Origin of the sequence: Streptococcus suis, from assembly GCF_024509555.1 — a bacterium.
GTDB lineage: Bacteria > Bacillota > Bacilli > Lactobacillales > Streptococcaceae > Streptococcus > Streptococcus suis_AD.
In genome coordinates this window covers 61,195-73,328 of record NZ_JAMWEL010000013.1, presented here as the reverse complement: position 1 = coordinate 73,328, position 12,134 = coordinate 61,195, and the positions used below count along the sequence as shown (strand labels likewise).

Annotated in this window: 13 protein-coding genes; all 13 read left to right on the top strand. The window is 37.3% G+C overall.

From position 1 onward, the window contains the following. The first annotated feature begins 316 nt into the window (after positions 1-316). The 13 genes from aroA to NF418_RS06890 all read left to right on the top strand — a co-directional run bounded on the left by aroA (position 317) and on the right by NF418_RS06890 (position 12,133). A complete protein-coding gene (gene aroA / locus NF418_RS06950) occupies positions 317-1,597 on the top strand; it encodes a 3-phosphoshikimate 1-carboxyvinyltransferase (RefSeq protein ID WP_256778982.1) in 1,281 nt (426 codons plus the stop codon). Between the two features lie 8 nt (positions 1,598-1,605). Further along, positions 1,606-2,097, top strand: coding sequence for a shikimate kinase (locus NF418_RS06945; protein WP_256778981.1), 492 nt, complete (start codon positions 1,606-1,608; stop codon positions 2,095-2,097). After that, on the top strand, positions 2,088-2,915 hold the full coding sequence (gene pheA / locus NF418_RS06940) for a prephenate dehydratase (protein WP_256778980.1): 828 nt from the start codon (positions 2,088-2,090) through the stop codon (positions 2,913-2,915). The genes NF418_RS06945 and pheA overlap by 10 nt, the downstream gene beginning before the upstream one ends. Before the next feature lie 14 nt (positions 2,916-2,929). After that, on the top strand, positions 2,930-4,228 hold the full coding sequence (locus NF418_RS06935; RefSeq protein WP_256778979.1) for an LCP family protein: 1,299 nt from the start codon (positions 2,930-2,932) through the stop codon (positions 4,226-4,228). Between the two features lie 67 nt (positions 4,229-4,295). After that, positions 4,296-5,654 carry a 23S rRNA (uracil(1939)-C(5))-methyltransferase RlmD gene (gene rlmD, locus NF418_RS06930; protein ID WP_256778978.1) on the top strand — a complete coding sequence of 453 codons (1,359 nt, stop codon included), beginning with the start codon at positions 4,296-4,298 and terminating at the stop codon, positions 5,652-5,654. Between the two features lie 552 nt (positions 5,655-6,206). After that, a complete protein-coding gene (locus NF418_RS06925; protein WP_256778977.1) occupies positions 6,207-6,371 on the top strand; it encodes a CpXC domain-containing protein in 165 nt (54 codons plus the stop codon). 41 nt (positions 6,372-6,412) lie between these two features. Continuing rightward, positions 6,413-7,027 carry a CadD family cadmium resistance transporter gene (locus tag NF418_RS06920; RefSeq protein ID WP_256778976.1) on the top strand — a complete coding sequence of 205 codons (615 nt, stop codon included), beginning with the start codon at positions 6,413-6,415 and terminating at the stop codon, positions 7,025-7,027. Positions 7,028-7,038: 11 nt separating this feature from the next. Then, the gene (gene cadX, locus NF418_RS06915) at positions 7,039-7,377 is read left to right on the top strand and encodes a Cd(II)/Zn(II)-sensing metalloregulatory transcriptional regulator CadX (RefSeq protein WP_000711091.1); all 339 of its coding nucleotides are present in this window, start codon (positions 7,039-7,041) and stop codon (positions 7,375-7,377) included. Positions 7,378-8,087: 710 nt separating this feature from the next. Continuing rightward, complete coding sequence (locus NF418_RS06910) at positions 8,088-8,909, top strand: DnaB-like helicase C-terminal domain-containing protein (protein WP_256778975.1); 822 nt, start codon at positions 8,088-8,090, stop codon at positions 8,907-8,909. 84 nt (positions 8,910-8,993) lie between these two features. After that, complete coding sequence (locus tag NF418_RS06905) at positions 8,994-9,944, top strand: helix-turn-helix transcriptional regulator (protein WP_256778974.1); 951 nt, start codon at positions 8,994-8,996, stop codon at positions 9,942-9,944. 67 nt (positions 9,945-10,011) lie between these two features. Further along, complete coding sequence (locus NF418_RS06900; RefSeq protein ID WP_256778973.1) at positions 10,012-10,476, top strand: DnaA ATPase domain-containing protein; 465 nt, start codon at positions 10,012-10,014, stop codon at positions 10,474-10,476. A gap of 43 nt (positions 10,477-10,519) precedes the next feature. Beyond that, complete coding sequence (locus NF418_RS06895) at positions 10,520-10,642, top strand: hypothetical protein (protein ID WP_018365282.1); 123 nt, start codon at positions 10,520-10,522, stop codon at positions 10,640-10,642. Between the two features lie 186 nt (positions 10,643-10,828). Beyond that, entirely contained in the window at positions 10,829-12,133 is a 1,305-nt protein-coding gene (locus NF418_RS06890) for a DUF262 domain-containing protein (RefSeq protein WP_256778972.1), read from the top strand. Position 12,134 lies beyond the last annotated feature (1 nt).

The window sequence follows — 12,134 nt, the reverse complement described above, 5'->3', positions numbered from 1 at the left end:
AGTAGAACTATTTCTAGTTTCTCAGATACAGATTTTGGACTTCTTTTGGACATAATAAAACTCCCCTCATAGTTTCTAGTGAAAATTTTTGTTTTTTCACTGTCCACTATAAGGGGAGTATATCAGTGACTCTTTTTCTTATTTTTTTATTTACTTAAGCTTGAGGGAATGTTACATTTTCTGATAATACATATGATGTAAGATTTTAGCCAAGCCAATCGGACTAAGGATGGATTTTTTAGATTTTTATGGAAATTGTCTGAAAATATTGTAAAATTATGCTAAAATAATACTAATACTATATCTGGGGTGTTTTATGAAACTAATTACTAATATAAATAAAGTGTCTGGAACCATTCGAGTACCAGGTGATAAATCCATCAGCCATCGTTCGATTATTTTCGGCTCCCTTGCAAAAGGCGTCACTCGTGTTCATGATATTTTGCGTGGCGAGGATGTACTGTCTACCATGCAGGTCTTTCGTGATTTGGGTGTGAAAATTGAAGACAACGGTGATGTGGTTGAAGTGTACGGTGTTGGTTTCGATGGTCTTCAAGCACCCCAAAATCACTTAGATATGGGGAATTCAGGGACATCTATTCGCTTGATTTCTGGTGTTTTAGCCGGTCAGGACTTTGAAGCGACTATGTTTGGTGATGATTCTCTTTCTAAACGACCGATGGATCGTGTGACCATTCCTCTTAGTCAAATGGGTGTGGAAATTTCTGGTCAGACCGAGCGTGATTTGCCACCTCTGGTCATCAAGGGTAGCAAGAATTTACAACCAATTCACTACCAACTCCCTGTAGCATCTGCCCAAGTTAAGTCTGCTCTGCTATTTGCAGCCTTACAAGCCGAAGGAGAAAGTGTCATTATAGAGAAAGAGTTGACCCGCAACCACACTGAGGATATGATTGTCCAGTTTGGTGGTGAGTTGACAGTCAATGGTAAGGAAATTCGTATCCGAGGCGGACAGGAATTTACTGCCCAGGAGATTACAGTGCCAGGCGATATTTCTAGTGCGGCCTTTTGGCTGGTAGCTGGTTTGGTAGTGCCGGGTTCAAAAATTGTTCTGGAGAATGTTGGTATCAATGAGACTCGTACGGGGATCCTAGATGTCATCAAAGCCATGGGTGGTCAGATGACGCTCTCAGATATTGATGAGCTTTCTAAATCTGCGACTATTACGGTGGAAACTTCTGACTTGGAGGCTACGGAGATTGCTGGCGACCTCATTCCTCGTTTGATTGATGAATTGCCAATTATTGCGCTTTTAGCCACACAGGCAAATGGGACAACGGTCATCCGAGATGCTGAAGAATTGAAAGTCAAGGAAACAGACCGTATCCAAGTGGTGGCCGATGCCCTTAATAGCATGGGAGCCAAGATTGAGCCGACAGATGATGGTATGATTATTCATGGTCCGACTGCCTTGCATGGTGCGAAGGTTAATACCTTCGGTGACCATCGTATTGGTATGATGACGGCCATTGCGGCCCTTTTGGCTCAGGATGGAGAAGTTGAGTTAGAGAGAGCGGAGGCTATCAATACTAGCTATCCAGCCTTCTTTGACCATCTAAATAGTTTGATAGACTAGGAGAAGAGATGCCAATCGTTTTACTTGGATTTATGGGAGTTGGAAAATCAACCACAGCACGTTTGTTGGATCTCCCTGTTTATGATATGGACCAAATTATTGAAGAACGGATTGGCATGACCATCGCTGATTATTTCAAGCTTGAAGGTGAAGATGCTTTTCGTCAAGTTGAAACTGAAGTCTTGAAAGAATTATTGACTTTTCCTATTGACTGTCTTGTATCGACTGGTGGTGGTGTTGTCAAATCAGAGTTTAACCGTCAGTTGCTATTAGAAAATAAGGCTAATAATGTTCTTTTGACTGCTTCATTTGAGGTTGCCTACGAGCGAATTAGTCAGGATAGTCAATCAAAGCGACCGCTTTTTTTGCAGAATAGCAAGGAAGAATTTGAAACTATCTATCAAGAACGCATGGCCCTCTATCAAGGATTGGCAGCTACCATTATCAATACAGACCACCTAACTCCAGAACAAGTAGCAAGGAAAATTTTATGCAAGTAGCTTACTTAGGACCTCGTGGTTCTTTTACCCATCAAGTTGCCCAACAGGCCTTTCCAAATGCTGATTTGCAGGCATTTGGAACTATTACAGAAGTGATTAAGGCTTATGAAACAGGGCAGGTTGTCTATTCTGTGATTCCAGTAGAAAACTCTATTGAGGGTAGTGTCCACGAGACTATTGATTACCTATTTCATCAGGCGGAAATCCATGCAGTTGCAGAAATTGTTCAGCCTATTGCCCAGCAATTACTAGCGACGGCAACCCATAAAGAAATCGAGGTTATTTATTCACACCCACAGGCTATTGCACAGGGGAAGAAATACCTACTTGAACATTTCCCAAATGCTCGGATTGAGGTGACAGCTAGTACTGCCTATGCAGCTCGGTATGTGGCTGAGCATCCAGACCAGCCTTTTGCGGCTATAGCACCACAGGCTGCTGCAGATGAGTATAGCTTGGAAGTGATTGCCAAGGATATTCAGGAAATGAGTGAGAATTTTACTCGATTTTGGATTTTAGGTAGTGATGCACCTAGTTTACAACTTCAGGAAGTAACGCATAAGGTAAGTTTAGCCTTAACCTTACCAGATAATTTACCAGGAGCTTTATATAAGGCTTTGTCAGTTTTTTCTTGGAGAGGAATTAGTCTGACAAAAATTGAAAGTAGGCCATTGAAAACTGCGCTGGGTGAGTATTTTTTCATCTTAGACATTGAGAACGAGCAACCTGAATTGATGACCTATTCATTGGAAGAATTGAAAAGTTTGGGAATATATTATAAAATATTAGGAAATTATATAGTTTTTGAGGCTATATAGTATGAAAGTGTTGAATGAAAGATAGAGAAAGTCACCTCACACATCATGAGGAATTGCGATTAGATTATTTACAAAAGAATATCCATTACCTGAATGAAAAAGAAAAACAGGAACTAGAGTATTTAAGATATAAAAAAGAGATCCGTTCTCGAAGAAGGGGTTCTATTTTAAGTGCTAGTCATTCTGAAGAAAAACTTGAAAATCTGTTATTTGGTGATAGGGAATCCGAAGATGATCTAGGGTCAGATGAGTTCTATTCTGATTCAGGAAGAAGTCGAAGAAATAGAGGCAGGGGAGAGAATCGTGCTTCAAATTCTAACCGTGGTGCTGTTGGATCATCTAGTCGTAAATGGGGATTGAAACGAATTGTTAGCCTTCTTTTGCTGGCTGTTTCTCTAATTTTTCTCCTGATTGGTTTTAACTTTTTCAAAGGAATGAACAGTGTTTCTGAAAAACCAGTCGCAGAAGTATTTAATGGAGTAGATACACTGAACGGAACCAATATTCTTATTTTAGGAACAGATGGTCGTACTGGCCAAACTACTGATGAAACTAGGACAGATACAATTATGGTACTAAACGTAAATAATTCAGATAACAAGTTGAAACTTGTGAGTTTTATGCGAGATACCTTGGTTACTATTGGTGGCTATGATTATAAAATAAATGCCGCTTATAGTTTAGGTGAGCAAAACAATCAACAAGGGGCTGAAAATGTTCGTCAGATTTTGAAGGAAAATTTTGATATTGATATCAAGTATTATGCGATGATTGATTTTTCAACCTTTGCAACAACCATTGATACACTATTCCCAGCAGGAGTGGAAATAGATGCTCAGTTTTCAACCATCGATGGTGAAACAGTTTCTTCTGTAGAAGTTCCAAATGATATTGGTTTTGGGGATCAATCGACACCTTATCAGACCATCCAAGTCGGTAAACAACGTATGAATGGACAAACTTTGCTCAACTATGCTCGCTATCGTTCGGATGATGAAGGTGATTTTGGTCGAACAAGACGGCAACAAGAGGTCTTATCAGCTGTTATGACACAGGCTAAGAATCCAATGAAACTTTTTTCAGGTGCAGAGGCAATTGGGAAGATTATTGCTATGACCCCAACAACTGTACCTCAAACCTTTATGTTCACACAGGGAATGGGCATTGCATCGGATGCCGCAAATGGCATTGACCGTCTTACGATTCCAGAAAATGGGGACTGGATTGACGATTACGATCTGTATGGTGGTATGGCACTACGTATTGACTTTGAAAAATACCAACAACGCTTAGCCGAATTAGGTTTGCGCTAAGAAATATGATATACTAGAAAGTGACTTCGGTCACTTTTTTTCGTGACCTCATATAGAAAGTAGAATTATGTTAGAAAAAAATCAAATTGTTGAAGTAGAAATTGTTGACTTGACTCACGAGGGTCAGGGAGTAGCCAAGCTTGATGGTTTTGTCTTTTTTGTGGACAATGCTCTACCAGGCGAGCGCATCAAGATGAAAATCCTTAAAATCAAAAAGAATGTCGGTTTTGGTAAGGTGGAAGAATGGCAGAGCTTCTCACCAGACCGTAACCAAGACTTAGATTTGACCTATCTGAGAACGGGCATTGCTGATCTGGGCCATATGAGCTACCCAGCTCAACTAGCTTTTAAGAAGAAACAGGTGGAAACCAGCCTGAGAAAAATTGCTGGTTTATCAGATATCGCTATTGAAGACGCAATGGGTATGGAGAATCCTGTAGCCTATCGCAATAAGGCGGCAGTACCTATTCGTCGTGTCAATGGTCAGTTGGAAACTGGATTCTTCCGAAAAAATTCTCATGATTTAGTACCGATTGAAGATTTTTATATTCAAGACAAGGAAATTGATGCTTTGATTTTAGCGACGCGTGACCTGTTGCGTAAATTGGACTTGAAGCCCTACGATGAAAAGGAACAAACAGGACTTGTTCGAAATATTGTTGTTCGACGCGGTCATTATTCAGGCCAATTGATGTTGATTTTAGTTACAACTCGACCAAAAATTTTCCGTGTTGAAACCTTGATTGAACGGTTGACAAGCCAGTTTCCAAGTCTAGTTTCCATCATCCAGAACATCAATGACCAGAATACCAATGCGATATTTGGTCAAGAATTCCGTCTTTTGCATGGCAGTGAAACCATTGTCGACACCATGCTGGGGAATGAATTTGAGATTTCTGCACCGTCTTTCTATCAAGTTAACACAGAAATGGCTGAAAAACTCTATCAGACAGCTATCGATTTTGCAGATTTGTTAGCAGAGGATGTTGTCATTGATGCTTATTCTGGAATTGGAACTATCGGTCTTTCCTTTGCTAAACAGGTCAAGCATGTCTACGGTGTGGAAGTGGTGGAAAAAGCTGTTCTTGACAGCCAAAAGAATGCTAGTCGAAATGGGATTGACAATGTGACTTATATCTGTGATAGTGCGGAGTCTGCTATGAAGAAATGGGTGGCAGATGGCATTAAACCGACAGTTATCTTTGTTGATCCGCCGAGAAAAGGCTTGACTGAGAGCTTTATCAAGGCAAGTAGCTCGGTGCAACCAGAGAAAATAGTCTACATCTCTTGTAATGTGGCCACAATGGCGCGTGATATTAAGCTCTATGAGGAATTGGGGTATAAACTGACGAAGGTACGGCCGGTGGATTTGTTTCCACAAACACATCATATTGAAGTTGTGAGTCTGTTAGAAAAACGCAATTAGATTGTCCCACTTGCTCTCTTGTTTTCTGTTAAGCTGCTTCAAAGGTCTGCAGGACCTTTGAACTCCCAAATATACATCACGTCAAGTGTGTTACTCTGCTCGTAAAAGTCTAGAAACCTTGGAATGAAAGTGATAGCAAAAAGCCTTGGAGACAAGGCTTTTTTGCTTTGGGGTGGGGAAGTATCAGAGTGAGGAAATTTTTTGGAGTGAAGAGTAGTGATAGCTAGAAATTATCAAAATCTATTTCCATTTATCCTGTGGGTACGTGTTTGTTTCCATTGACAAGGAGTTTGTGGGAATAGAAACGTCCCCACCTTTAATATCTCCAGAATGGGCGATTGAAGTGTGAGTTCTGAAATTGATACAATTTAACTTTTTTTGAAAAAAATTCCAAAATTTATTTTGCATTGCGAATATAATAAGTGAGAGCAAGTTGCTTACTTAATAATGATGAAGAGGAAAAGTAGAATGACAACAATTTTTTTAACAAAAACAAACTGCACTAATTGCGGAAAATAAAGTACTTTTGAAAGATTTGATAGGGTTTATGAGGTGAAGACCCCTGAGATTGTTTCTGCTATTTTGGACTGGGTTTTCTTTAAATTTACCTGCCATAACTGTAACCATATGGTGCTAATTGATTACCCAACAGTCGTAGTAGATGAAGAACAAAAAACAATTATTCAGTATGACCTCTTTGACATCTACAAAGTTTAATGTTAAAATACATTCAAAAATATATTTGAATGAGGTATTTTATGATTCAAAATGTTGTTACTTCAATAATCCTGTATTCTGGGACAGCCGTAGACTTACTTATTATCCTAATGTTATTTTTTGCCAAAAGAAAAAGCAGAAAAGACATCATTAACATCTATTTAGGACAATTTCTAGGCTCTGTTAGTCTAATATTGCTAAGTTTGCTTTTTGCATTTGTCTTAGATTATATTCCTAGTAAAGAGATTTTAGGTTTGCTCGGTTTGATTCCAATCCTCCTAGGCCTCAAAGTTTTGCTTTTAGGAGATTCTGATGGAGAAGCTATTGCCAAAGAAGGTTTGAGCAAAGATAATAAAAACCTGATTTTTCTAGTTGCTATGATTACTTTTGCAAGTTGTGGTGCTGACAATATTGGTGTCTTTGTCCCATATTTTACTACCTTAAATTTAGCGAATTTGATAGTGTCTTTACTGACCTTTCTAGTCATGATTTATCTCTTGGTTTTCTCTGCCCAAAAATTGGCACAAGTCCCTTCTGTTGGAGAAACTTTGGAAAAATATAGCAGATGGTTTATTGCCGTTGTTTATTTAGGATTGGGGATATATATCCTGATTGAAAACAACAGTTTTGACATGCTATGGACTGTGTTAGGCTAGGAGAAAATATTTTGAAAAAAGATAGTATCTGCCAAGTGAATGTTATAAATCAACAAAATGTTACAACCGCAACGAACTACCTTGAAAAGGAAAAAGTCCAAAAATCACTTCGCATTTTATCAAAGTTTACCGATAATAAACAGATAAATATCATCTTTTATCTCCTTGCCGTTGAAGAACTCTGTGTCTGCGATATAGCCTGTTTACTAAATCTCAGTATGGCATCTGCCTCCCATCATCTTCGTAAACTAGCCAATCAAAACATCTTGGACACCAGAAGAGAGGGGAAAATTATATATTATTTTATAAAAGATGAGGAAATCAGAGATTTTTTTAATCAACTAGGATAACAACTATAGTTTTGTATGCTATATCGAGTCGCCTTAATTAACAAATTTTGGCATAGAGTGGTATGATGAAAAATGTACTTTAATTGCTTCAAAAAGTAAATTCCGTTTCACAGTATCATTCTAAAATCATTTTCACCTCCTTTCGTCTATTAGTATAGAAGAAAGCTCTCAGCACACGTCAAGTGTGTTACTCTGCTAGTAAAAGCCTAGAAACCTTTGAACGAAAGGAATAATGAAAAGCCTTGAAACCAAGGCTTTTTGTCGTATGGGGGAAGTATCAGAGTGAGTAAATTTTTTGAGTGTGTAGAAGTGATAGCTAGAAATTATCAAAATCTATTTCCATTTACCCTGTGGGTACGTGTTTATTTCCATTGACAAGGAGTTTGTGGGAATAGAAACGTCCCCACCCTATTGATGAAACCAAGTAAGCTTTAGTCTAGGGAAATTAGTAGAAGAAAAGTGATATTAACAATATTAAAAAGCACCTTGAAATGCTTGGTTTCAAGGTGGATTATAATTGCATGAATTGGTTCATTTATTAACGTTTACTTGTTTCGAAAGAAGTGCTGTATTACTGAATTTTATAGTGGAATTGTTAGGATTATTTATTAATATTTGAAAGGTTAGAATAAAATCATTATAATGGACAATTACTGTCCATTCTTTTTTGTAAACTCATATCATCAATAAACTATTAGAGGTGGTCAAAAATGATGAAATTCAAAGCTGAAAAGTTAAAGGAATTAAAATGTAGTGGCTTGGAGACAGGCTTTTATGACTTTGATAAGTTAACAACTGGTTTGCATGAGGGGCAGCTAATCATCTTGGCAGCTCGTCCTGCAATTGGGAAAACAGCTTTTGCTCTAAATATAGCTCAAAATGTGGCTCGAAGTTCGAAAAAAGCTGTAGTATTCTTTTCTCTTGAGACGCAGGAGAAAATCCTCGTAAAACGGCTCCTAGCTAATCAGGAGGAACAAACACAGCAACATACCATTACACGGAAAAAAACGGTTGAGGACTTGAAGAGGCATTCCCTTGTTCAGAGTCAGCTGACAGATTTTCCTATTTTTATTGATGACTCAGTCGGATTAAGGGTTACAGATATTAGGGATAAGGTAGGGCGTTTAGCCAATAAGACGAACGGTCTAGGGTTAATTATCATTGACTATATCCAGCTAATCCAAGGATCACGGTTGGAAAATCGTCAGCAGGAAGTATCTGAAATCGTACATCAGTTGAAAATCCTTGCTAAGGAATTGAAAGTGCCAGTTATCGCTCTATCTCAGGTCTGTCGTAGCGTTGAGCAACGGGAGGACAAGAGGCCGATTTCGAGTGATTTGCGGGAGTTAGAGACTAGTATAGAGCAGTATGTTGATATTATCGCTTTTCTCTATCGTGATGACTACTACCAAGAGAAAACAGTCTGTCAGGCGGAATGTAATCTGACGGAGCTAATTATTAGAAAGAATCAGAACGGGAGACTTGGGACGGTAAAGCTTTATTTTTACAAGGATTTGAATCGTTTTTTGTAAAAATATTAGCCTTTAAAAAGTCGGGAAATCATTGAATAGGGACTACTTGAGGTGTTATAATGTTTCTAAGGAATTGAGGTAAATATGAACGATCAAGAACGCTTACTAACGATTTTTCTACGTTTGCAATCAGGTGCTCATCTTTCTAAGTTACAGTTAGCACATGAGTTTGGAGTTAGTGAAAAAACAATACAGAGAGATTTTTCTCTATTAGGTCATTACTTGGAATCTCAGCCTATAGTTGCAGCGGAACTTGCCTATGATGCAAAATACCATACTCGATATCTAAAAGGAAAATCCTTATTTAATAAAAAGGATATTTTGGTTATATCAAAGATTTTGCTAGAGAATCGTTCTTTGAACAAAGAAGAAAATAAGTCTCTGATCGATAGTTTATTCGCATTGGTTTCTAAAGAGGAACAAAAAGAGATTTATCAGATTATTGCAAGTGAATTGCTAAATTATGCGCCACTGTCTGATACTCAAAATCGGATTGATAAAATTTGGGAATGGTCGGAAATGATACGTAAAGAGTTGGTTCTAGATATTCGGTATCAGTCACCTTATAATACTGAAAAACAACATACGATTCTTCCTGTATCCCTTTACTATGATGTACATTACTTTTATGTTGTTGCATTTAATTTGACTTTTGAATCGTACATGACCTTAAAATTGGATAGAATTATAGATTGGAAAGTATCAAAAGAAAAGAAACCACAGATTTCTTATGGAAGGAAGTTTCGTGATGGCGAAGTACGGAACAAACGTGTTGATCCATTTATGGGACGAGAGTTGACGATTAGAGTTCAATTTGCCTATGACCCTACCATTGTAACTGATCAATTTCCAACTGCTAGGATTATTGAACATACACCAGACGGAGCTGTGATTGAATTTATCAGTCAAGACACACCAGGCTTGAAACGTTGGTTGTTGAGTCAAGCAGATGCTTTAAAAGTTTTATCACCTCAATCTTTAGTAAATGATATGAAGAATTTTCTTAAAAGAATGCAGCAAAATTATGACAAGTAGATCAGGTGGACAAATATTGTCTATGGAATCTTTTATAATAAACTTATTAAAAAATGAGGTATAAAAGATGAAACGAATCAACAAGAATCAGACATTTGAGAATTTTTCGGTCAATGATGGAAATGCTTGGTCTATTGCCGCATTAAAAGCTGTTGTCGCGGACAAAAATCGCTACAATCCAGTCTATATTTACGGCGAAAAGGGAGTTGGGAAATCTCATTTGCTAAATGCTACAAACAATGCCCTACTATCTGAACAAAATAAGGTAATCTTGTTAATAGCAGACAGTTTAACCTATCATTTAGTAGAAACTCTTACAAATTCCGAATTTGACTATATCTTAATTGATGATTTGAATCTAATGCCTAAAGATGTGATTCTTGAAGAGCAACTCGCAATGCTAATTGAAGAACACAAAAAACAGTTGGTTATTACATCAACCGTTTCCCAAAATAGCCTGGAAGTTTCTAGCAAATTACAGGAACGGTTACAATGGGGACTAACAACGAGTGTGGTTTCAGAAACTCAATGAAATGTTAAATAGATTTTACTCAAATAGAAAGGAGATGATTAGCATGCAAGAATGGATCGTTGTTGATCAGTTTGGCAATATGATTGCTCAAGGCTTCTACGACAAACAATCAGCTGAATTTTATGCAAAAAATATTCCAAATGCTAGTGTTGAAAAGAAAAGATAATAAGTTCTCAACTTTACAAGTTACACATTTTTACTTAGGATTACTAAGATTTGCATACACCCAGGCTTTTCTTTGGATATCAGGTTCGTATTCTTTCTGATGTTCTCAGATTAATAATGACGGGCTTTTATTAAGTTTATATGTGTTATAATGATGATACTAGAAATCAAAAAGGAGGAAAGAATTTTGACGCTAGTTCAAGAAGAACTAAAAATCATCAGCGTAAATGAACTGATGAAAATAGAGTTAAAGATTCCAGAATATCAACGTCCATATCGTTGGTCATCAAGTTCTACTAATACCCTTTTTGCAGATACATTTGAAGCTTTTAAATCAAGAATAGATGAGTATAGATTAGGATCGGTAATTCTTCATAAGACAATGAACCCTATCGAGTATAATCTAGTTGATGGTCAGCAGCGAACTACGACCTTATCAATTTTGCTCTATGTGCTTGGTGAAAGAAGCCAAAAACTTCTGAGCGAGAACTATAAACCTTCATCTCGTGATGCAATTTACAATAATTATAAGTTGCTTCAAAAAAGAGTGAACGAACTTTCCGAAGAAGAAAAAAGCAAGTATAAAGATTATCTTGAAAAGAATTGTACGGTCGTAAAGATTGTGACAGATAGTGAGCAGGAGGCCTTCCAATTCTTTGATTCACAAAATTCACGTGGAAAAGCGCTCAAGCCTCACGATTTATTAAAATCTTATCATTTAAGAGAAATGACTCGAGATCCTGAAAAGTTGAAAATCAGTCTGATTTCTGAGTGGGAAGATACGGATCAAAATGCACTTGAGGATTTATTTCACAATTATTTGTATCCAGTCATTCGTTGGGTTAAAAACAGGGATGGGTTACATTATTCATCGGATAAAATCCAATATTTTAAAGGAATAAAGCAATCTAATACCTTTAACTATTCAATTTATCATAAGGCAAGTAATATTTTCATTGAACAATTCAATACGAGTGGTTCAAGCGAATTGCTCAGTTCTGGGGAATTAAACCAATTTCAGTTGACGCAACCAATTATTGCCGGGAAACGCTTTTTTGCTTGGACTTTGCATTATTCAGTTTTGTTGGAACAAGTCAAAAGTAAGATTGATAGTTACCATACAAAAGAAGAGGTGCCAGGAAAGCGAACTGGTGATATTTATATAAAACAACTTTATGAAGCTACATTACTTTTTTATGCTGACAGGTTTGGTTATGAAACAATAGATGAATCGGTCATGCATCAGCTATACACTTGGTGTTATTCATTAAGATTACGAATGAAGGCTATTTATCCACAAACCGTAAATAAATATGCAATCGGACAACATGATCGGATTAATTTTGGTAAAGATGTATTTTCTATGATGAGTGAAATGAATGACCCGCAAGAGTTGAAATCTATATTTTTAGAGAGTGTTGACGAGAGCACCCTTCAAAGTAATAGTTACAAGGCAATTTACGAATTAATTAAACAATGGAATGGGTGGTAAT